Here is a 21,767-nt window from a genome sequence, read left to right on the forward strand (position 1 = left end):
AAGGGGGCGCGACCGGCGAGGTCGCGCCCCCTTCCCGTGTTCCCGTTTCCGTGGCCGCGTCACCGCGGTCCTGGTCCCGGTGGGCCGTCGTCCCGGCGGACAGCCGTCCCGGCGGGCCGGTGGCCCGCTCAGGCCATTCCGGCGCCCAGTTCGAACCAGACCGCCTTCCCGATGCCGTGCGTCCGCACGCCCCACGCGTCCGCGAGGGACTGCACCAGGACCAGGCCCCGGCCGTGCGTGCCCTCCTCGGTGTCCCGCCTGCGCGGCCGCGGACAGCCGGCCGCGAAATCGCGTACCTCCACCCGCAGACCGCCCGGCCCGACGGTCGCCGTGAACACCGCGTCCCGGTCGGTGTGGACGAGCGCGTTGGTGACGAGTTCACTGGTGAGCAGTTCGGCGGTCTCCGACTGTCCGGGCCTCCCCCAGTGCCGCAGCAGTTCGCGCAGGGCCCGGCGCGTCTCGGGCACGGCCCGTAAGTCCGCCCGCCCGAGCCTGTGCCGGAGCTGTGACGTGTGCCCCCGCTCCCCGCCGCCGTCCGCCGTGGCCTCCCCTGTCCGCTTCCTCTCCGAGGTGTCCGCGATCACGGTCGAACCGCTGCCTCGTGCCTGCCTCTTCATGACCCCCGCCCGCGTGCCGATGTCGGTCCCCCTACTGCTCGAACACGTTCACGGGATGCTTGCCCCCCTGGGCGGCGGGCCAGTCATGCCGGATCGGCGACGGCCAGGTGTTCGGCCACGTCCCGGCGGGCCCGCCGCCTCCCCCGGCGGGTGGCGGCGGGCCCGCCCCCGGCACCGGCGCGCGAAGTTGGCCGAAATCACCTCTACTCGACGTGCCCGATCCGTGGCCCCGGCGCCGCGCCGCACGCCGTCTCCCGCCCCCGGTGCCGGGGACGGCGTCAGGGCCGCGGGACGTTGCGGAGGTTGGAGCGGGCCATCTGGACCATGCGCCCGACGCCGCCGTCCAGCACCATCTTCGAGGCGGACAGGGCGAACCCGGTCACCATCTCGGCGCTGATCCTGGGCGGGATGGACAGCGCGTTGGGGTCGGTGACGATGTCGACGAGGGCCGGGCCCTTGTGCCTGAAGGCGGTCTTGAGGGCCCCCGCGACGTCCTTGGGCTTCTCCACGCGCACGCCGTGGGCGCCGCAGGCGCGGGCGACGGCGGCGAAGTCCGGGTTCTTGTTCGTGGTGCCGTAGGAGGGCAGGCCGGCGACCAGCATCTCCAGGTCCACCATGCCCAGGGAGGAGTTGTTGAAGAGGACGACCTTCACCGGCAGGTCGTACTGGACGAGGGTGAGGAAGTCGCCCATCAGCATGGCGAATCCGCCGTCGCCCGACATCGACACGACCTGCCGCTCCCGGTCGGTGAACTGCGCACCGATCGCCATGGGAAGCGCGTTGGCCATCGAACCGTGCGAGAAGGAACCGATCACGCGGCGGCGGCCGTTGGGCGTGATGTAACGGGCCGCCCAGACGTTGCACATGCCGGTGTCGACGGTGAAGACGGCGTCCTCGTCGGCGAGTTCGTCGAGGACGGACGCCACGTACTCGGGGTGGATGGGCACGTGCTTCTCGACCTTGCGGGTGTACGCCTTCACGACCCCTTCGAGGGCGTCGGCGTGCTTCTTCAGCATCTTGTCGAGGAACCGCCGGTTCTTCTTCTCCCGCACGCGCGGGATGAGACAGCGCAGGGTCTCCCGTACGTCGCCCCACACGGCGAGGTCCAGCCTGGAGCGCCGGCCGAGGTGCTCGGGCCGCACGTCCACCTGGGCGATCTTGACGTCGTCGGGCAGGAAGGCGTTGTACGGGAAATCGGTTCCGAGCAGGATCAGCAGGTCGCACTCGTGGGTGGCCTCGTAGGCGGCGCCGTAACCGAGGAGTCCGCTCATCCCGACGTCGAACCTGTTGTCGTACTGGATCCACTCCTTTCCGCGCAGCGCGTGGCCGATCGGTGACTTGATCTTCTCCGCGAACTCCATCACCTCGGCGTGCGCGCCCGCCGTGCCGCTGCCGCAGAACAGGGTGACCTTGTCGGCCGCGTCGATCAGCCGGACGAGCTCGTCGATCTCGGCGTCGCCCGGGCGGACCGTGGGCCGGGAGGTCACGAGCGCGGTTTCCGCCGCCTTCTCGGGCGCGGGCTCGGCGGCGATGTCACCGGGGAGGGAGACGACGCTGACGCCGCTGCGGCCGACGGCGTGCTGGATGGCCGTCCGGAGCAGCCGGGGCATCTGCTTCGGGCTGGAGATCAGTTCGCTGTAGTGGCTGCACTCCTGGAAGAGACGGTCGGGGTGGGTCTCCTGGAAGTAGCCCAGGCCGATCTCGCTGGAGGGGATCTGGGAGGCGAGCGCGAGGACCGGCGCCATCGAGCGGTGGGCGTCGTACAGGCCGTTGATCAGGTGCAGGTTGCCGGGCCCGCAGGACCCGGCGCACGCCGTCAGCTTGCCCGTGATCTGCGCCTCCGCGCCGGCGGCGAACGCGGCGGTCTCCTCGTGGCGCACGTGCACCCAGTCGATGGCGGGGTTTCGGCGAACCGCGTCGACCACGGGGTTGAGGCTGTCGCCGACGACGCCGTAGAGGCGTTCCACTCCGGCGCGGACGAGGATGTCGACGAACTGTTCGGCGACGTTCTGTTTGGCCATGGTGCTCTTCTGCCCCTTCGGTCTCCGTAGATCCTTCGGATCCCTCCGGGTTCCATCAATCCACAGCGGAGCGCGTCACGCCTCCCAAACGGCGGCGGCCGTACGGTCGTCCGCGTACCCCTTGACCCTGATCCGGACGTCGGCGAGGAATTCGGTGAGGCCCGGCGGGGTCGGCGCGGACCACCGTCGGGTGAGGTGGGCGGGGAGCCGGGGCTCGCCGCGCAGCGGTTCGGCGAGGCCGTCGGAGCACATCAGGAGGGTGTCACCCGGGCGGGCGAGGGAGGCCCGGAACCGGAAGGGTTCGCGCGGCGGTCCGGGAGTCGGCTCGTACGGGCTCGGCGGGGTCGGGATGCCGAGGTCCATGGTGAGCCGGTCGCCCTCGGGGGTCTCGGCGGGCGGCGCCCCGAAGCCGACGACCGGCGCGCCGGCGACCTCACCGACCGGTGGCTCGAGGTCCTGCCACGCACCGTCGCGGAGCCGGAACAGTCCGCCGGGGCCGACGCCGAAGAAGACCCGGACCCGGCACGCGGGGTCGGCGGGCAGCAGCAGACAGCGCAGGCCCGCCGCGTACTCGTCCGGTGCCAGGCCCTGTTCGGCGGCGCTGGCCCGCAGCCGTCCCAGGCTGCGGTCGGTGAGCCGGTGCAGCCCCGACTTCAGGTCCTCTCTCCGGGCGGCCCGCATGTCCTCGGCGAGCCGGGCGTGACTGCGGCCCACGGCCCGCCCGATCCAGTGGCAGACCTCGGCGGCCGCCCGGTGCGCACCCGGCGCGGCACGGGCGCCGGTGGCCATCGCGACCAGGACCAGCGCCTGGTCGCCGCTGCCGAAACGGGCGGTGAGCAGCGAGTCCCGGCGTGGCTCGCCCCGGAACCGCGCGGAGTCCCCGCGCACGGACGCGGCCCGTAGCGTGCAGGCCCCGTACCGGGCCCCGTCCAGCACGGTGTCCGCGACCAGGTCGTCCAGACCGTCCGGATCGGCGGCCGGCAGCGCGGTCGGCTCGGCGTCGTAGGTGGGCGGCCCGGACCCGAGGTAGAGCTCGGCCGGCGGAGGCGGCTCGGCGGGGGCCGGTGGGTGTGCGGCGTGCTGGGGCCGTGGATGCGCCTGCGCGGCGGGAGGCGGGGGCGGCGGGGTGCCGGGGGGCGGAAGCGGCGGGGCCCCGGGGGGCGGGGGTGTGCCGCCGGCGGGCGGGGGTGGCGACGGCGGCCGGGGCGGGGCCTGCGGGGCTGATCCGGCCGGTGGTGGCGGTGGTGCCGGTGGTGCTTCCGGCGGGGCCGGGGTGCGGTCGGTGGCCGCCGTCGGCGCGGAGGGCTCGGAATCCGGGGCCGGGGCGGTGTGCGCCGTCTCCGGGGACGTACGGCCGCCCGGGGCGTGCGCTCGGGGTTTCCGTTCGTCGAAGCCGGCGGGCAGGGGGCCGGGCAGGAACGTCGTCGGCCCGGCAGGGCGGTCGGCCGCCCCGGCCGGCGGGGGCGGTCCGCCCGTCGGCTCCCCCGCCCACCAGTCGGTCCGCTCGCCCGGCTCCCGGCGCGGCCCCGGCACCGGACCCGAGGCCCGCGGCCCCGTGCCGCCCGGCAGGCCGCCCGGCACGTCGGCCGAGACGGCGTCGCCGGGGGCCGCGTCGGCGGAACCCCCGGTGCGGACCGCACCCGCCGCCGACGCGAACCTGTCGTCCAGCGAGTCCGGGCCGGCCGTGGGGCCGGTGTCCTTGTCCTCGGTGGTGTCGTCGTACAACTGGCCCCACCAGTCGTCCTCGTGACCGGTGGGCCTTCCCCCCTGCTGGCTCATGCCCCTGATTGTCCACCGCGGGAGCCCCGAGGAAACCGGGCATCCGAAAAAACGCGTCAGGGCCGACCCGGTGAACAACCGTGCGAGCGGCGGGAGGTGCGGGCCGTCGGCGATCCCCCCTCCCACCCCTCGACCTGCCCGTTCTGTCCGTTTCCGGCAGGCTGGGCAGATGGGAGCGTGGGAACTCCTGCTGGTCGGCCTGGTGATCCTGCTCGGCCTGTGCGGAGTGCTGGTGCCCGGCCTGCCGGGATCGTGGCTGGTGTGGGCCGCGGTCCTGTGGTGGGCGCTGCAGGACCCCCGGCCGGTCTCCTGGCTGGTGCTGGTGGGCGCGACGGTCGCGCTGTTCCTGTCCCAGGTGGTGCGCTGGGCGCTGCCGCCGCGCCGCCTGAAGACGAGCGGCGCCACCCGCCGGATGGCCGGATACGCCGGAGCAGGGGCGTTCCTCGGCTTCTTCCTGGTGCCGGTGCTCGGTGCGATCCCGGGTTTCCTGGGCGGCATCTACCTCTCCGAGCGGCTCCGCCTGGGCCGCCCGGACGCGGCCCGCGCCTCCGTGCGCACGGTGATGCGGGCGGGCGGATCCAGCATCCTCGCGGAACTCTTCACCTGCCTGCTGATCATGGGCGCGTGGCTGGGGGCGGTGCTGTGGGGGTAGGCCGCGACGGTCCGGGAGGACGGCTTCGGGGCGCCCGGAGCGCGCCCGCCGGGGCGGCGGCGCCGGCTCCCTCCAGCGTCAGGAGCCGTACCTTGCGCTCCAGGCCGCCCGCGTAGCCGGTCAGCGAGCCGTCGGCGCCGATGACACGGTGGCAGGGCCGGACGATCAGCAGGGGGTTGGCGCCGACGGCCCCGCCGACGGCCCGTACGGCGGCCCGCGGGGCTCCGGCCCGGGCGGCGATCTCGCCGTACGTCGTGGTGGTGCCGTAGGGCACGGAGTCGAGGGCGGCCCACACGCGCATCCGGAACGGCGTGCCCTCGGCGCGCAGCTCCAGCCGGAACTCCTCGAGGTCGGCGGCGAAGTAGGCGGCGAGCTGCTCCTCGGCGGCCCGGAAGGGGCCCCGGTCACGCCGCAGGCCGTCCTGTACGGTACGGCCGCCCCGCTGCCCGGGGACGGACAGGGAGGTCAGCGCGCCGTCCGGCCCGGCGGTCAGGAGCAGGGGGCCGAGCGGGCTGTCGACGCTAGTGAAGTACATGGGGTTCCTCCGCTGCACGCAGGTGGTGAAGGGCGTACGTCCGCCAGGGACGCCAGCTGTCGGGGACGCCGGCGCCGGGCGGCGCGACGTCGGGGTCGCCGAGGGCGCGGGCCCGGATCGCCGCCACGGTACGTCCGTCCAGGCCGGGCAGGGCGAGCAGCGCCTCCTGGGCGTCGTCCCGGTCGGCGCCGGCGTCGAGCCGTACGGTGCCGTCGGCGAGGGCGGTGGCGAGCGCGCCCAGGGGGCCGCCGGTGCCGGCGAGGGCGGCCGGTTCGGGGAAGAGGTGGGTGAGCCCGCCGCAGGGCGCGTCCAGGGTCTTGCCGTGGACGCGGACCAGGTGCCCGGCCTCGGCGCGGCCGACCAGCGCCCGTACCGCGTACTCCTCCGGGTCGGCGGCGCCCGGAGCGCGCAGTCCGGGCCGGGCGGCGACGAGCGGGGCGAGCCGCGGGTGCGCCGCGAGCCGCTCGTCGACGGCGTAGGGGTCGGCGTCGAGGTCGAGCAGCCGGCGCAGCCGCTGGACGGCGGTGGTGAGATCGCGCGGGTCGGTGAGGTGCAGGCGCGCGTCGAGCCAGCCGCCGGGGTGGACGGCGGCGCCGGACACGGAGCCCGGCCGTTCCCCGACGGCGACGATGCCCGTGCCGTACGGGAGCCGGAGGGTCCGGCGGTAGGTCCGGCCGCCCGGTGGGCCGCTCATCTCCTCGACTCCGGGAACGGCCTCCGCTTCGAGCAGGTCGAACACCGGGCCGGCGCAGTACGGGCCCCGGTGGGCGAGCCGCAGCGGGATCCCCGCCCCGGGTGCGGCCGTGCGGTCCTGCCGCGGGGCGGCGGCCCGCAGCTGGGTCGGGGTGGCGGCGTACACGGCCCGGATCGTGTCGTTGAACTGGCGCACGCTGGCGAAGCCGGACGCGAACGCGATCTCGGTGACCGGCAGGCCGGTCGTCCAGAGCAGGACCCGGGCGGTGTGGGCGCGCTGCGCGCGGGCCAGCGCGACGGGCCCCGCGCCGAGTTCGGCGGTGAGCTGGCGCTGCACCTGGCGGGCGCTGTAGCCGAGGCGTGCGGCGAGCCCGGCGACGCCCTCCCGGTCGACGACCCCGTCGGCGATCAGCCGCATGGCGCGGCCCACGACGTCGGCGCGCACGTTCCACTCGGCGGAACCCGGACTGGCGTCCGGCCGGCACCGCCGGCAGGCCCGGAAACCCGAGCTCTGCGCGGCGGCGGCCGTCGGGAAGAACCGCACGTTGCGCCGTTTGGGCGTCACGGCCGGGCAGCTGGGCCGGCAGTAGATGCCGGTCGTCTCGACGGCGAAGCAGAACGCGCCGTCGAACCGGGCGTCCCGGCTGCGAACCGCCTCGTACCTGCTCTCCTCGTCCATCACGGATCCCAGTCTTCGCCCGGCCGGGGGATGCCGCTAGCGGCATTCGGACATGACGGTGATCCCCTCGGCCCGGTCCCCCGCCGGCCCTCCCCCACCAGGCCGGGTCGAGCCGCGTCCGCGCCTCAGGCCGGCTGTCCGGCGGCGCGCACGGCGTTCGCCCCCCGTGCGCGGCAGCCGGGTGTCCCGGCGAGCGCGCCCCCGCTCACCACTCCCCCGTCCGCTTGGCCCGCGCGGCGGCCCGTCCGGCGGCCTGCTTGCGCTTCCAGTCCTGCCGGATGTCGCCGCGGAGCCGGGCGTCGGACTTGGCGACGATCCACTGGTTCTCCCGGACGAGCTTGCGGTAGCTGTCCAGTCGCCGGACCGGCAGCTCGCCGTCCTCCACGGCCGCGAGCACCGCGCAGCCCGGCTCGCGCTCGTGGGCGCAGTCGTGGAAGCGGCAGTCGCGGGCGAACTCCTGGATCTCGGCGAAGACCTGGCCGACGCCGTGACCGGCGTCCCACAGCCCGACGCCGCGCAGTCCGGGCGTGTCGATGAGGACGCCTCCGCCGGGCAGCGGCAGCAGGTTGCGGGTGGTCGTGGTGTGCCGCCCCTTGCCGTCCATGTCGCGGGTGGCACGGACGTCCATGACGTCCTCGCCGACGAGCGCGTTGGCGAGGGTCGACTTGCCCGCGCCGGACGCTCCGAGCAGCACGCAGGTGCCCCGGCCGAGGAGCGCCGCCAGTTCCCCGACGCCGTGCCCGGCCATGGCGCTGGCGGTGAGCACGGGCACGCCGGGCGCGCTCTTGACGACGTCCTCGACGAGGTGCGCGAGCGTGTCCGGGTCGGTGACGAGATCGGCCTTGGTGAGGACGACGACGGGCTGGGCGCCGGATTCCCAGGCCAGCGCCAGGAACCGTTCGACGCGCCCGAGGTCGAGTTCGACGGCGAGCGACAGGGCGACGACGGCGTGGTCGACGTTGGCCGCGAGGATCTGCCCCTCGGACCGTTTGGAGGAGGTGGAGCGCACGAAGGAGGTACGGCGCGGCAGGTACGTCCGTACGTAGCGCGGGTTGCCGTCGGCGTCGACGGCGACCCAGTCTCCGGTGCACACCACGCGCAGGGGGTCGTGCGGGGTGACGAAGGCGGTGTCCGCGCGGACGACGCCGTCGCCGGTGACGACGTCGCACTGCCCGCGGTCGACGCGGACCACTCGGCCGGGCAGCAGACCCCGCTCGGCGTGTACGGCGAACTCGGCCGCCCATCCCTCGTCCCAGCCGTAGGGGGCGAGCGGGTGGGACGGGGCCGGGGAGGTGGAGAGGTTCAAGACAGACCCTTCACAGGGGCGGTCCCGGCGGCGCGCTCAGCGGCGCGCGAAGGCTCGTGTGGTCAGCCGGGGACCGCGGAGGTGGGGTGGACGAACGTCTGGTGGCTGCGGACAGCACCCGTGTCGGCGACAGTCATCGGTCACACCTCCTGATCCGTGTCACGCGCGTCGAGCGCGGCATGTGCGACAGTACGTGCCGCGTGCGTCGTCCGTGCACCGGTGGTGGCCGCCGGACGAGGCCCCGTCAGGATAGGAACGCGCGGACACCGGCCGCCATCCGTTTTCCCGGCACCATCGGTTCTCCCGGGCCCGCCTCCCGCTCCACGGCAGGGCGAGACACCCGATCGGTGACGCACGTCACACCACCCGGCCGATCGCTTCGGCGCCCCGCCCCCGTCATAAGGAGTGACTGCCCCACCGCAGGAAAGGACGTGACCGCAGTGAGCGCTCCCGTGAAGGGCCCGGCCGGCTATTTCCCCTCGATCGAGAAGAAGTACGGCCGCCCGGTCGCCGAGTGGCAGGAGCTGATCCGCGCCTCGCCGCTGACCCGGCACATGGAGCTGGTCGCCTGGCTCAAGGCCGAGCACGGCCTGGGCCACGGGCACGCCAACGCCCTCGTGGCGCACACCCTCACGGAGGCCACGGGGAGCTGAGCCGTCCCGTGGGACACCCGGGTGAGGCGGGAACGGGGGAGGTATGGCCGCTCGGATCCCGGGGAACCCGCAGGGCACGGATGGGGCGTCTCCGCCCGTGCCACCGCACGGACGGTAGGCTGCGTGGCCGGAACGGCGCCGTCCTTGCGTCCGTGCCACGCCGGAACGAAGCAGACGGTGGGCGATCGCGGAGGAGACCGAGTGTGGATGGCACGCGCGACCGGGGGAATGCCGCTCCCCCGCCCGGCGGTTCCGTGCTGGAGGTGAGCCCGTTGTCCGGTCGTGCCGGAATCCGTGTCAGTGGCGAGATCGGCGTGGCCACCCGCGGGTCGTGGGAGGGAGCACTGGCCGACCTGGCCCGACGGCACGCGGACGTGTCCTACGTGGAACTCTCCCGCGTGGGCTTCGTCGACGTGGCCGGCGTGTCGGCGCTCGCCGTCACCGCGATGAACCTGCCGGGCGGACGGGTCGTCGTGGAGTGCCCGCCCCCGCAGTTGTCGCGCGTGCTGGCGCTGTTCTGGCCGGCCCTGCACGGGATCGAGGTGGCGCCGCGATGACAGCCGCAGCAGACGAGAAGTTCCTCCACTCGGCGCTGTTCTACCGCACGGGGCAGGACTACACCGACCACATGGTGCCCTTCGTCCGGGAGGGGCTGGCCCTCGGCGAACCCGTGGCGGTGGCCGTGCCCGGCCCCAATCTGGAACTCGTCAGGGCCGGACTGGGCACGGACGCCGAGGACGTCCTGTTCCTGGACATGACCGACGTCGGCCGCAACCCCGGACGGATCATCCCGGGCGTGCTGCGCGCGTTCGCCGACGCCCATCCGCAGGCGCGGGTGCGGATCGTCGGGGAGCCGGTCTGGGCCGGCCGCAGCCCGGTGGAGTACCCGGCGTGCGCGCAGCACGAGGCGCTGATCAACGCGTCCTTCGAGGGCCGGGCGGCGACCGTCCTGTGCCCGTACGACGCGAGCGGCCTGGACGCGGACGTGCTCGCCGACGCGCGGATCACCCACCCCACGCTGATCGCCGACGGCCGTGAGCGGGCCAGCGAGGCCTACGACTGGCGGTCCGTGGTGGACCGGTACAACGAGGTGCTCGTGCCCGCGCCGGACGCCGCCTCCTTCTCCTTCGGCTCCGCCGAACTGCCCGAGGCGCGCCACTTCGCCGTCGGCCTGGCCGCGCGGCTGGGCCTGGGCGGACAGCGGCTCCAGGACACGGAGCTGGCGGTCGCGGAGCTGACGACCAACAGCGTCGTCCACGGCGGCGGACAGGGCACGCTGCGGATCTGGGCCGAGGCGGGTCAGGTCGTGTGCGAGGTCAGCGACGGGGGACGGCTGATCGACCCGCTCGCCGGCCGCAGGCCGCCGGCTCGCGGCCAGATCGGCGGCCGGGGCCTGATGCTGGTGCACTACGTGGCGGACCTGGTGCGCCTGCACACGGCACCGGACGGCACGACCGTGCGGTTCTACGTCGGCCTGTAGGGACGGGCCCGCGGAGACGGTCCCGCAGAGGCCTTCCCGCGCCGACGGCCGGTCAGGGCGCCCCGGGCACCGGCCCGTTCGCGCCCAGCGGCCCGAAGACGACCGACGCCCCGAGGAGACGCCACGCCTGCCCGAATTATCAGGATTGTCCGCTTAGCATCTAGGGGCCCGCGCCGCGGGCTCCGGCCGCCGAGGCCGCAGACGCCCCCTGATCCTCACGGGAGCCGAGCCCCATGCGTCCGACCGGCCGTCACCGAACCCCGCTCCCCGGCACCGCCGCCCGCCAGCGGTCCGTGGCCCTCCACGGTCCCGAACTGCACGCCGCCGCACGGCACTTCGGCCGCCGCCGGTTCCTGACACTGACCGCCGCCGCGGCGGCCCTCGCCTTCGCCACCCACACCCCCGCGAGGGGTGCGGCCGCCGCCCGCCGGCTCGACCCGGCGCGGATCTCCGAGGACCCCTTCACGCTGGGCATCGCCTCCGGCGACCCGCTGCCCGACTCCGTGGTGCTGTGGACCCGCATCGCCCCGGCGCCGTACGAGCCGGGCGGGGGGCTGGCCGGGCAGAGCGTCGCCGTGGAGTGGGAGGTGGCGCAGGACGAGCGCTTCGGGCTGGTGGTGCGCAGCGGTACCGCCCTCGCGCTGCCCGAGTACAACCACACCCTGCACGTCGACGTCACCGGCCTGGACGCGGGACGGCCGTACTACTACCGGTTCCGGACGGGTGCCTGGACCAGTGGGACCGGCCGCACCCGCACCGCGCCGGCCCTCGGCGCCGCCCCGGGCGCGCTCGCCTTCGCGGCCGTGTCCTGCCAGGCGTACCACGACGGGTACTTCACGGCGCACCGGCATCTCGCGCAGGAGGACATCGACGTGGTCTTCCACCTCGGGGACTACCTGTACGAGTACCCGGTGGACTCCGCCGGCGGCGCGCGCGCCTACGCGGACCGGGTGCTGCCCGCGGTGTTCGACCGGGAGACCGTCACCCTGGAGGACTACCGGCTGCGGTACGCCCTGTACAAGAGCGATCCCGACCTGCGTGCCGCCCACGCGGCCCATCCCTTCGTCGTCGCCTGGGACGACCACGAGACCGAGAACAACTACGCCGGCGCCGTCGACGAGCACGGCAGCCCGCCGGCCGGGTTCCTGCTGCGGCGGGCCGCCGCCTACCGGGCCTACTGGGAGCACCAGCCGCTGCGCGCCGGCCGGGCTCCGGTCGGACCCGACATGCCGCTGTACCGGCGTCTGCACTGGGGCTCGCTCGCCCAGTTCGACGTCCTCGACACCCGCCAGTACCGCTCCGACCAGGCCTACGGCGACGGCGCCCAGCTCCCCGGCCCCGAGTCCGACGATCCGGCGCGCACCATGACCGGCGCGGCCCAGGAGAAGTGGCTGCTGGACGGCTGGCGGGCGTCCGGCGCCGTGTGGAACGTGCTGCCGCAGCAGGTCTGCTTCTCCCAGCGCAGACTGTCCACCGACGCGCAGGCGAAGATGTCGATGGACGCCTGGGACGGCTACCGCGCCTCCCGTGGCCGCGTCCTCGCCGGGGCGCGGGCGGCCGGGGTGGACAACCTGGTCGTGCTGACCGGCGACGTCCACGTGGGCTACGCCTTCGACATCAAGGCCGACTTCGACGACCCGGCGTCGAAGACCGTCGGCACCGAGATCGTCGCCACGTCCGTCACCAGCGGCAAGGACGGCACCGAGCGGCCCGCCAACTGGCAGACGTACCTCACGGCCAACCCGCATCTGCGCTTCTACGACGGCCGGCGCGGCTACGTCCGGGTGCGGCTGACCCCGGAAGCGGCCCGCGCCGACTTCCGCACGCTGGCGGCCGTGACGACCCCCGGCGCTCCCGTCTCCACGGCGGCGTCCTTCGTCACGGAGGCGGGGAACCCGGGACTGACACCGGTGTGACGCGGATGTGTCGCCGGACGGCCGGTCAGGACAGGGTGCAGGCGGCGCCGTTGAGGCTGAAGCCGTACGGTGCGGTGTTCTTGTTCTGCCAGGAGGCGAGGAAGCCGAAGGAGAGGGTGCCGTCCGCCGGGACGTCCTTGTTGTAGTCGGCGGCGGTGGCGGTGACCCGCGAGCCGTCCTGCGCGACGCTCGCGTCCCACATCTGGTCGACCCGCTGACCGTCCCGGAAGGACCAGGCGACCCGCCAGGAGTCGAGCGGCTCGGCGGTGGTCACGGTGACGGTGGCCTGGAAGCCGTCGGGCCACTGGTTGACGAGGTCGTACGCCACCTCGCAGGCCGCCGTGCGGGCGGTGGGCGACGAGGTGCCCTGGGGTTCCGGGTCGGTCCGGCTCGTCGCCGACGGCGTACCGTCCAGGGACGGCTTCGGCTCCCCGGCACCGACGCCGGTGCCGGTGTCCGTACGGGTCGACGAGGAGGAGGTGCCGGGCACGGCAGACGGCCCGGACGGGTTGCCGGGGCCGGCCACCGGCGTGCCGTCGGTGGGGAGGGCGCCCCGCGCGGAGTCGTCGCTCTCGCCGAACGGCATCAGGGAGACGGCGAGGGCCAGCGCGGAGACGAGGACGGCGGCGACCAGCAGGCCGTTGCGCAGGGTGCGGGCCTTGTCGGCGGCCGGGTCGCGCCACTCGGCGTCCGGGTCGGGCGCGGCCGGGCCGCCGGCGCTCATCCGCACCTCGGCGGCGCGGCGGCGACGCTCCAGGTAGGCGAGTCCGCCCCAGCCGATCACGCCCTGGGCCAGCGCCGCCGGCAGCCCGCCGCCGTGCAGCCGCAGGCAGGCCGCGGCCTCCGCGCACTCCACGCAGGTGGCGAGGTGCCGGGAGAGGTCCTCCGGCGTCTCCGCGCGGGGCGAACGGGTCACGGCGTCGAGGAGGCGGACGTAGCCGCGGCACTCGGTGTCCATCGGGGCGTCGAGATGGTTGCGGTGGCAGCGGTCCCGGAACAGGCCGCGGACCTGGTTCAGCTCCTCCATCGCGGCGGCCGGGTCCAGCCCCTGCCTGCGGGCGACGGCGCGCGGCGGCAGCGCCTCCACCTCCGCCAGCCACAGCAGCGCGGCGTCCGGCTCCTGCATGTCGCGCAGCCCGCGCAGCGCGAGGGGCCGGCGCAGGGGCGGTCCGGTGTACCGGGCGGCCTTGTCGGAGTTCAGCCACAGCCGCAGGTCGGGATCGAGCAGGTGGCCCTGTCCCTGGGCCTCCCAGGCGGCCGCCGTGGTGCGTACGGCGGTCAGCAGCAGGGGGATCCGGGGCAGCCGGGACGCGCGGCGGCCGGCCGCCTGCCGGCTGCCGTCCTCGGCGGCGCGGGCCTCACGTATGCCGAGTGCGAACGCCTCGCGGGCCAGGTGGTTGGCCGCGGTCGACCCGGAGGTGCACAGGTCGGCGTACGACAGGACGGCGTCCCAGCACTCCGAGAAGAGAGCGGCCTCGGCGGCGTCCTTGGGGGTCGGCAGGTCGGGCATGAGTCTCCTGCATCCACAAGCGAGGTCAACTCGACATGTCGGCAATGGAGTTGGGGGGAACCTCGCGGCAGAGGCAGAGCTTTTCACGAGTTGCGCACAACTGACAAGCTCGCTGTTCAGATGTCAGTACAGGACGGCCACGCCCCCCGACCGGGCCCTTCAGGACCTCCGGTACGGACGCGGACCGCCCTGCGGCTCGATGCGGGGCGGTCCCTTTTCCGCGACGGCCACGGTACCGGCTCCGGTCGTGGCCGGACACGGGACCGGACACGCCCGGAGCACCGGACGCCCTCAGAGCGCCGAGGGCTCGCCCTCCGTGGCCGCGGGCTCGTTCGCCGGCAGGCTGTCCATGAAGGAGCTGACGGAGAAGACGGCGCGTCCGGGGCCGGGCGGCCCGTAGCCGGGGGGCGAGGCCAGGCCGAACTCGTCCATCGTGGCCCGGTACGCCTGGAGCAGGCGGATGTGGTACTCCAGCGGCGCGCCCTGCGGGTTGGCCTTGCCGAGCGGGGTGGTCGGCTCCGGGCACCAGGTGGTGAACCGCGGGGTGATGCCGTGCGACATGAAGAAACGCAGGCCCTCGGTGGTGGACGCGATCGCCTCGTCGACCGTCTTGAAGCCGAAGGGCTCGGCCATCTCCACCCCCGCCACGAAGTTGGGGATGACGTTGCGCGCCCCGAAGATCTCCGCCGAGTCGAGGATGCGCCTGTGCCACTCGTCGCGGCCGACGTAACGCTCCTTGCCGGGGCAGTACATCTTGAACAGGTACTCGTCCCACACCTCGTAGTTGGGGTGGTAGATCTGCACGCCGTGGTCCTTGAAGCGCTGCACGTCGTCGCGCGGGAGGGCCTGGGCGACGACCTTGCCGATCCAGCGGCCCGGGAAGCGCTCCTCGATGGCCTTGGCGTAGTGGCCGTAGAAGTCCGCCTCGTCGCGCCCGGCGACCGTTCTGGTGATCGCGCCGCCGGTGAGCGTGTAGGCGGTGGAGGCCTTCGCGGTGTCGTAACGGTCGATGATCTCCAGGGCCTCGAGGACCTCCTCGACGTCCTTGACCCCGGTGTACGGCCGGCCGGCGGCCTTGTGCTGGCGCCAGTTGTGGTTGATGTCGCAGTACTGGCACTCCTCCTTGGCGCCGAAGTACTGGCAGACCCGGAAGACGGTCAGGTAGATCAGGTAGCCCCACTGGATGGTGGGGGCCACCTCCATGACGGACTTCCCGTTGGAGAGCTTGTGCCGGTAGTACTCGGGCATGGGCGGGACGCCGACGTCCGAGATCCGCTTCCCGTCGAGGTAGAGACCGAGCATCCCGTCCTCGTCGGCCGCCACCCGGTACGGCGAGGCGGGGTTCACCCGGACCGAGACGACGGTGCGCCGCAGGTCGTAGGGGCCCCCGGTGAGGATGATCTCCTCCGGCGGGCGGCGCAGCGCGGCCTCGCCCAGCTCGGGGAGGGTGCCGTGGTCGAAGGAGAAGATGAAGTACGACTTCGGCTTGACCTCGCCGCCCTCGTTGTCGCTGAGCGCGGAGGGGTCGAAGGCCACGCCTCCGCGCAGCAGGTCCTCCTTGAGGACGGCCTCCCGCGGCACGTGCGGAAACCGCTCCATCAGATCCTCGACCAGCGCGGTACGGCTGCCCATCGTCTCTCCTCCCGGTTCAGGCGTACGACTCCTCACGGTATGCCCCCGCTCGCGCGGGGGTGGGGGCGGGGGGCCTCGTGTTGCGGGCAAGGTAGGTTCCACCTGGGAATTCCTGGTTCTCGATGTCCCCGGGAGGGCGATTCGCATGGCCGAGACCGTGACCAACTGGGCGGGCAACATCACGTACGCCGCCGGGGAGCTGCACCGTCCCGCCTCGCTGGACGCGCTGCGCTCGCTCGTCGCGGCGAGCGAGCGGGTGCGGGTGCTGGGCAGCGGGCACTCCTTCAACGCGATCGCCGAGCCGGGCGCGGACGGGGTGCTGCTGTCGCTGGGCGCGCTGCCCGCCGAGGTCGAGGTGGACCCGTCGGCGCGGACGGTGCGGGTCGGCGGCGGGGTGCGGTACGCCGAGCTGGCACGGCGGGTGCACGCGCACGGGCTGGCGCTGCCGAACATGGCCTCGCTGCCGCACATCTCGGTGGCCGGCTCGGTGGCGACCGGCACCCACGGTTCGGGAGTGGGCAACGGTCCCCTCGCGGCGCCGGTGCGGGAGGTGGAGATCGTCACGGCGGACGGGTCGACGGTCGTGATCGGGCGGGGGGACGAGCGGTTCGGCGGGGCCGTCACCTCGCTGGGCGCCCTCGGCGTCGTCACCGCGCTCACCCTGGACCTGGAGCCGGCCTTCGAGGTCGAGCAGCACCTGTTCACCGAACTGCCCCTGGAGGGTCTGGACTTCGAGACCGTCGCGGCGGCGGCGTACAGCGTGAGCCTGTTCACCGACTGGCGGGCGCCCGGCTTCCGGCAGGTGTGGCTCAAGCGGCGCACCGACCAGCCCCTGGCCGGCTTCCCGTGGGCGGTGCCGGCCACCGGGGCGCTGCATCCGGTGCCGGGGATGCCCGCGGTCAACTGCACCGAGCAGTTCGGGGTGCCGGGGCCGTGGCACGAGCGGCTGCCGCACTTCCGCGCGGAATTCACGCCGAGCAGCGGGAACGAGTTGCAGAGCGAGTACCTGCTGCCGCGCGAGCATGCCGCAGACGTTCTGCATGCGATCGACGGTGTTCGGGAGACGGTCGCCTCCGTACTGCAGACCTGCGAGGTGCGTACCGTCGCCGCCGACGAGCAGTGGCTGAGCCCGGCCCACGGGCGGGACTCCGTCGCCGTCCACTTCACCTGGGTCGACGACACGGCCGCCGTGCTGCCGGTGGTGCGGGAGCTGGAGGCCGTACTGGAGCCGTTCGGGCCCCGGCCGCACTGGGGCAAGGTGTACGAACTGCCCGCCGCCGCGGTGCGCGGACGGTATCCGCGCATCGACGACTTCCGGGCGCTGGTCCGGGAACTGGATCCGGCCGGGACGTTCACCAACGCCTTCGTGCGGGACGTCCTCGGCCCGTGAGGCACCGCCCCTGGACGCGACTTCGTCAACCCCCTTTCCTAACCCCTTGTCGAACCCTGTCGCACGCCATAGCCTGACGCCGCGCCGGTGCCGTCCCGGCCCCGGCACCCGACGCGTCGGCGAGTCGGCACACCGGCAGGCCGGCACCCCGGATCCCGGGTGCCGGCACGGAAGAGAGGGGGCTCTCCGGTGAAGCGCACCTCACGTGACATCCGCACCGCGAACCGCTACGAGGTGCTGCGCCAGATCATCGCCCGGTCCCCGACCTCCCGGCAGGAGCTGGCCGCGGCCACCGGCCTCAGCCTGGCCACCGTCGCCACCCTGGTCGGTGAACTGCTCGACCTGCGCATGATCACGGAGGTCGGCTTCGAGGACTCGGCGGGCGGCCGGCCCCGCGGCCTGGTGGCCGTCAACGCCGCCGGGGGCTCGCTGATCGGTGTGGACATCGCGGAGACGTACGTCCATGTCGAGCTGTTCGACCTCGCGCTGAACGTGCTGGCCCGCGCCGAGGAGGACATCCGCCCCGGCGAGAGCCGCCCGGAGCAGGTCGTCGACCATGTCGCCGCGGCCGTGGGACAGGTCGTCGCGCAGGCGGGCGTCGAGACGGCCCGGGTGCTCGGGGTCGGCGTGAGCGTGCCCGGGCAGGTGGACCGCGACACCGGGATCGCCGAGTACGCGCCCAACTGGGACTGGCACGACGTGCCGTTGCGCGACCTGCTCCGCGCGCACATCGCGTATCCCCTGCACCTGGACAACCCGCTGCGCGCCTGCGCGGTGGCCGAGCTGTGGTTCGGCGCCGCGCGCGGTCACGGGGACGCCGTCGTCGTCAATCTCGGCACCGGGGTCGGCGCGGGGCTCGTGCTGGGCGGCGCGCTGCACCGGGGGGTCAGCAACAGCGCCGGCGAGTGGGGGCACACCACGCTCGTGCTCGACGGCCGGCTCTGCCACTGCGGCAACCACGGTTGCGTGGAGACGTACGTCGGCGCGCCCGGGATCATGCAGAACCTGCGCGAACACAGCCCGCGCAGCCCGCTGCTGCACCCGGAGGACCAGACCGCCACCGTCGACGCCCTGGCCCGCGGAGCCGCCGCGGGCGACCCCGTCGCCGTCAAGGTGGTCCGGGACACCGCCCGTTATCTGGCCGCCGGCATCGCGGACCTGGTGAACCTCCTCAATCCGGAGGTCGTCGTGCTGAGCAGCTGGGTCGCCGCCCGGCTCGGCGAGCCCCTCCTCGACGAGGTCCGCGAGGCGGTCGCCCGGCACGCGCTGCGACGTCCGCTGGCCTCGACCAGGATCGTTCTCTCGCCGATCCCCACCGACCCGGTCTGCCTGGGTGCGGCGACGTTCGCGCTCGAGGGGGCGCTGCAGGCGGTGGGGCAACGGAGCGCGCAACGCGCGGCTTCCCCTACGGCCGCGGGTTCCGCTAAGGCTTCGGGCTCCGCTACGACCCCGGGCTCCGCTACGGCCCCGGGCTCGGCTTCGGCTCCGGGCTCGGCTCCGGGCTCGGCTCCGGACAGGGGCCGTACGGCACCGTCGGCCTGACGGGCACGGGATGCTGCGGGGCGGTGCCGGGGCCGGCCCGTGGACCACCCCTCCTCGCGTCCGGTATCCCGAACGTCGCACAACGCTTCGAACGGGCTTCGTCCAACCCCTTGCCGAAGCATTAGCCGAAGGTTAACGTCCCGCACCGCAACGCCTTTTCGAGCCCTCTGGCGCTGATGCCGTACGAGCCGCAGCCGTACTCGAGACAAGGACGTCACATGTCGGCAATGAGCAACCGCAACTGGTCCCGCCGATCCCTTTTCCGGGCCGCGGCCGGCATGGCCGCCGCCGGCACACTGGCCGCCTGCGGCAGCAACAACGGTCGTGGCGCAGGGAGTTCGGGGGGCGGCCTCGTGCAGTACTTCCACGCCTACGGTGAGGCGGGGACCGAACAGGCCATCAAGAAGTACGCGGCCGCCTACGACGGGGCGAAGGTGTCCACCCAGTGGATCACCGGGTCGAACTTCGAGAGCAAGCTGTTCGCGAGCCTGCTCACCGACAGCGCGCCCGACCTGTTCGAGTTCCACCCGCAGATCCAGCTGGTCAGGAGCGGGCAGGTGGCGGATCTCACCGACATCGTCGCGCCGGTCAAGGACGACTTCAACCAGGCCGACATCCAGTCGCACACGGTCGACGGGAAGGTCTACGGCGTCCGGATGATCGACGACCCGCAGTTCTTCTTCTACCGCAGGTCGCTGCTGGAGAAGGCCGGCGTGGGCGTGCCGCAGACCCTCGACGAACTGATCGAGGCCGCCGCCGCGCTCACCACGGACAAGGTCAAGGGCGTCTACCTCGGCAACACGCTGCAAGCCGTCATCCGCCCGATGATCTGGGCGGCCGGCGCCGACACCCTCGACGCCGGCAACCGGCCCGCCTACCACACGGACGGCGTGGTCGAGGGCCTGAAGAAGATGCGCAAGCTGTTCACCAGCGGCGACCTGCTCCTGGACGCGCCGGCCGACTACTGGGACCCCTCCGCCCTCAACCAGGGTCTGACCGCCATCCAGTTCTGCGGCATGTGGGCCATGCCGGCGATGCAGCAGGCCCTCGGCGACGACCTCGGCGTCTTCCCCTTCCCCAAGGTCGGCGACGCCGGCAAGCCCGCCGTCTACAACGGCGGTTGGTCGATGTTCGTGAACGCCAAGAGCGACCGGGCGGAGGAGGCCAAGGAGTACGTGAAGTGGCTGTGGATCGACCAGAAGAAGTACCAGGAGGACTGGGCCCTCTCCTACGGCTTCCACATACCGCCGCGCACCTCGATCGCCCGGTCCGCCGACAAGCTCAAGTCCGGTCTGCCGGCCGAGGGCGTCAAGCTGTTCGGCGAGTACGGGCACTTCGACAACATCGGCTGGACACAGGCCATGATCAAGGCGACCGAGGACGTGTTCGCCGACTGCGTGCGCAAGGACGGTGACCCGGAGGCCTCGCTCGACGCGTGCGACAAGGTCGTCGGCGCCGAACTCGAGAAGCTCTTCGGATAGGCGGCGGGACGGACCACGCCATGTCGACCACCACCACGCGCGACCTCGCGCGGCCCGCCGGGTCCGGTCCCGCGAAGTCCCGGCCGCGGCGCGGGCCGAGGGGCAGCGCCACCCTCAACTTCTGGCTGTTCACCGGGCCGTTCCTGATCGGCCTGCTGATCTTCGTGTACGTCCCGATCGGCTGGAGCGTCTGGCTCAGCTTCTTCGAGGCCCGGTTCACCGTCACGCCCAGTACGTTCGTCGGGTTCGACAACTACCGGTACATGCTGGAGAACGGTAACTTCACCGGCGCCCTCCTCACCTTCACCGTCTTCGCCGCGCTCATCGTGCCGACCACCTGGGCGCTGTCGCTGGGGCTCGCCCTGCTGGTGAACCGGTTGCGGTTCATGCGGGCGTTCTTCCGGTCGGTCTTCTTCCTGCCGACGGCGTGCAGTTACGTCGCCGCCTCGCTGATCTGGAAGATGTCCCTCTTCAACGGTGTCCGGTTCGGCCTGGCGAACACGGTGATCGGCTGGTTCGGCGCCGAGAACGTCGCCTGGCTCGCCAACCCCGATCCGCCGTGGTACTGGCTGGTCATCGTCACCGCGCGGCTGTGGCTGCAATCCGGGTTCTACATGATCCTCTTCCTGGCCGCGTTGCAGAACATCCCGGGCGAGCTGTACGAGGCGGCCGCCCTGGACGGCGCCAGGCCGGGCTGGCAGACCTTCCGGCACATCACGCTGCCGCAGCTGCGGGCGACCTCGACGGCGGTGATCCTGCTGTTGCTGATCGCCGCCTACCAGGCCTTCGACGAGTTCTTCAACCTGCTGTCGAAGACCACCTGGGGCCGGCCGCCACTGGTCGAGCTGTACTACACCGCCCTGGGCGAGAGCCAGGACTACGGGGCGGGCAGCGCGGGCGCGGTGATCCTGACCCTGCTGATCGTCCTCGTCACCCTCTTCCAGGGGAGGATCATGGGCTTCGGAAGGGGTGAGGAGTCCAGGTGACCGCCACCGCATCCGAGGTGAACAGGACCGACCCGGCCGCGGGGTCACCGCACCCCGGCCGACGCACCCGCGGGGTGACGGGCTCCGCCGGACTGTACGCCGCCGTCGGCCTCGCCGCCCTCCTCTTCCTGATCCCGTTCTACGTCCTCGTCCGCAACGCCCTCTCCACCGACCTGGAGATCACCGGCGAGGAGTGGACGTTCTTCCCCACCGACATCCGGTGGGGCAACGTCACCGAGCCGTTCGACGACCCGACGGTCGACTTCGGCCGGGCCCTGTGGAACTCGCTGGTCGTCGGCGTCCTGCACACCGTCGGCACGCTGCTGGTGTGTTCCCTGGCCGGCTACGGCCTGGCCCGGATCCCGTACCGGCACGCCGACAAGGTGTTCTACGGCGTCCTGTTCACGCTGATGGTCCCCACCGCCGTCACGTTCGTGCCCGGGTTCGTCCTGGTGTCGTCCCTCGGCTGGATCGACTCCTACCGCGGTCTGATCGTTCCGGGCCTCTTCAGTGGTTTCACCTGCTTCCTGTTCCGGCAGTACTTCCTGGGGTTCCCCAAGGAGCTGGAGGAGGCGGCGCGGGTGGACGGGCTCGGCCACTGGGGCGCGTACTGGCGCGTCGTCGTCCCCAACTCCCTCAACTTCTTCGCGGCGATGGCGACCATCACCTTCATCAACGGCTGGAACTCCTTCCTGTGGCCGCTGGTCGTCGGGCAGGACCCGAGCGCCTGGACGGTGCAGGTCGCGCTGTCGTCGTACATGACCAACCAGACCGTCAACTACCACCTGATCTTCATGGCCACGGCCATTTCCATCCTGCCCCTGTTGCTGGTGTTCCTCTTCCTCCAGCGCTGGCTGGTGCAGGGGATCGCCCAGACCGGCATCAAGGGCTGAGC

18 protein-coding genes are annotated in these 21,767 nt (G+C 73.2%); 10 read left to right on the forward strand and 8 right to left on the reverse strand.

Translation table 11 applies throughout. The annotated features are described in order from the left end of the window. Positions 1-128 precede the first annotated feature (128 nt). The 3 genes from ACIP5W_RS08725 to ACIP5W_RS08735 all read right to left on the reverse strand — a co-directional run bounded on the left by ACIP5W_RS08725 (position 129) and on the right by ACIP5W_RS08735 (position 4,417). On the reverse strand, positions 129-617 hold the full coding sequence (locus tag ACIP5W_RS08725) for an ATP-binding protein (protein ID WP_401468763.1): 489 nt from the start codon (positions 615-617) through the stop codon (positions 129-131). A 278-nt stretch (positions 618-895) separates the two neighbouring features. Continuing rightward, a complete protein-coding gene (locus tag ACIP5W_RS08730) occupies positions 896-2,638 on the reverse strand; it encodes a pyruvate dehydrogenase (RefSeq protein ID WP_401468766.1) in 1,743 nt (580 codons plus the stop codon). Positions 2,639-2,713: 75 nt separating this feature from the next. Further along, on the reverse strand, positions 2,714-4,417 hold the full coding sequence (locus ACIP5W_RS08735) for a protein phosphatase 2C domain-containing protein (RefSeq protein ID WP_401468769.1): 1,704 nt from the start codon (positions 4,415-4,417) through the stop codon (positions 2,714-2,716). A 169-nt stretch (positions 4,418-4,586) separates the two neighbouring features. Here ACIP5W_RS08735 and ACIP5W_RS08740 point away from each other — a divergent pair, with 169 nt between their 5' ends. Then, positions 4,587-5,069, forward strand: a complete 483-nt coding sequence (locus ACIP5W_RS08740) for a DUF456 domain-containing protein (RefSeq protein ID WP_401468772.1) — start codon at positions 4,587-4,589, stop codon at positions 5,067-5,069. Here ACIP5W_RS08740 and ACIP5W_RS08745 read toward each other — a convergent pair. The 3 genes from ACIP5W_RS08745 to rsgA all read right to left on the reverse strand — a co-directional run bounded on the left by ACIP5W_RS08745 (position 5,032) and on the right by rsgA (position 8,282). Then, a complete protein-coding gene (locus ACIP5W_RS08745; protein WP_401468775.1) occupies positions 5,032-5,604 on the reverse strand; it encodes a methylated-DNA--[protein]-cysteine S-methyltransferase in 573 nt (190 codons plus the stop codon). The genes ACIP5W_RS08740 and ACIP5W_RS08745 overlap by 38 nt on opposite strands. After that, a complete protein-coding gene (locus ACIP5W_RS08750) occupies positions 5,591-6,976 on the reverse strand; it encodes a DNA-3-methyladenine glycosylase 2 family protein (protein ID WP_401469022.1) in 1,386 nt (461 codons plus the stop codon). Before ACIP5W_RS08750 ends, ACIP5W_RS08745 begins: the two co-directional genes overlap by 14 nt. A 205-nt stretch (positions 6,977-7,181) precedes the next feature. Further along, positions 7,182-8,282, reverse strand: coding sequence for a ribosome small subunit-dependent GTPase A (gene rsgA / locus ACIP5W_RS08755; RefSeq protein ID WP_401468778.1), 1,101 nt, complete (start codon positions 8,280-8,282; stop codon positions 7,182-7,184). A gap of 440 nt (positions 8,283-8,722) precedes the next feature. Here rsgA and ACIP5W_RS08760 point away from each other — a divergent pair, with 440 nt between their 5' ends. From ACIP5W_RS08760 to ACIP5W_RS08775, 4 genes are all read left to right on the forward strand, one after another. Next, positions 8,723-8,935 carry a DUF4287 domain-containing protein gene (locus ACIP5W_RS08760; protein ID WP_401468781.1) on the forward strand — a complete coding sequence of 71 codons (213 nt, stop codon included), beginning with the start codon at positions 8,723-8,725 and terminating at the stop codon, positions 8,933-8,935. Between the two features lie 203 nt (positions 8,936-9,138). Beyond that, positions 9,139-9,492, forward strand: coding sequence for an STAS domain-containing protein (locus ACIP5W_RS08765; protein WP_401468784.1), 354 nt, complete (start codon positions 9,139-9,141; stop codon positions 9,490-9,492). Next, a complete protein-coding gene (locus ACIP5W_RS08770) occupies positions 9,489-10,415 on the forward strand; it encodes an anti-sigma factor RsbA family regulatory protein (RefSeq protein WP_401468787.1) in 927 nt (308 codons plus the stop codon). The genes ACIP5W_RS08765 and ACIP5W_RS08770 overlap by 4 nt, the downstream gene beginning before the upstream one ends. A gap of 233 nt (positions 10,416-10,648) precedes the next feature. After that, positions 10,649-12,331: an alkaline phosphatase D family protein gene (locus ACIP5W_RS08775; protein WP_401468790.1), complete on the forward strand. Its 1,683-nt coding sequence runs from the start codon at positions 10,649-10,651 to the stop codon at positions 12,329-12,331. Positions 12,332-12,356: 25 nt separating this feature from the next. Here the strand turns inward: ACIP5W_RS08775 and ACIP5W_RS08780 are convergent, their stop codons facing one another. Continuing rightward, complete coding sequence (locus tag ACIP5W_RS08780) at positions 12,357-13,841, reverse strand: cellulose binding domain-containing protein (RefSeq protein ID WP_401468793.1); 1,485 nt, start codon at positions 13,839-13,841, stop codon at positions 12,357-12,359. A gap of 291 nt (positions 13,842-14,132) precedes the next feature. Then, positions 14,133-15,473, reverse strand: coding sequence for a radical SAM protein (locus tag ACIP5W_RS08785; RefSeq protein ID WP_401468796.1), 1,341 nt, complete (start codon positions 15,471-15,473; stop codon positions 14,133-14,135). Positions 15,474-15,618: 145 nt separating this feature from the next. On the opposite strand from ACIP5W_RS08785, the gene ACIP5W_RS08790 reads away from it, so the two are divergent. From ACIP5W_RS08790 to ACIP5W_RS08810, 5 genes are all read left to right on the forward strand, one after another. Further along, a complete protein-coding gene (locus ACIP5W_RS08790) occupies positions 15,619-16,863 on the forward strand; it encodes an FAD-binding protein (protein ID WP_401468799.1) in 1,245 nt (414 codons plus the stop codon). Between the two features lie 189 nt (positions 16,864-17,052). Then, positions 17,053-18,405, forward strand: coding sequence for an ROK family protein (locus ACIP5W_RS08795; protein ID WP_401468802.1), 1,353 nt, complete (start codon positions 17,053-17,055; stop codon positions 18,403-18,405). A 218-nt stretch (positions 18,406-18,623) separates the two neighbouring features. Beyond that, positions 18,624-19,886, forward strand: coding sequence for an ABC transporter substrate-binding protein (locus ACIP5W_RS08800; protein ID WP_401468805.1), 1,263 nt, complete (start codon positions 18,624-18,626; stop codon positions 19,884-19,886). A 20-nt stretch (positions 19,887-19,906) separates the two neighbouring features. Next, on the forward strand, positions 19,907-20,872 hold the full coding sequence (locus tag ACIP5W_RS08805; RefSeq protein WP_401468808.1) for a carbohydrate ABC transporter permease: 966 nt from the start codon (positions 19,907-19,909) through the stop codon (positions 20,870-20,872). Then, positions 20,869-21,765, forward strand: a complete 897-nt coding sequence (locus ACIP5W_RS08810; RefSeq protein ID WP_401468811.1) for a carbohydrate ABC transporter permease — start codon at positions 20,869-20,871, stop codon at positions 21,763-21,765. Before ACIP5W_RS08805 ends, ACIP5W_RS08810 begins: the two co-directional genes overlap by 4 nt. Positions 21,766-21,767: the final 2 nt, after the last annotated feature.

It is taken from the genome of Streptomyces sp. NPDC088766 (genome assembly GCF_044750845.1).
Classification (GTDB): Bacteria; Actinomycetota; Actinomycetes; order Streptomycetales; family Streptomycetaceae; genus Streptomyces.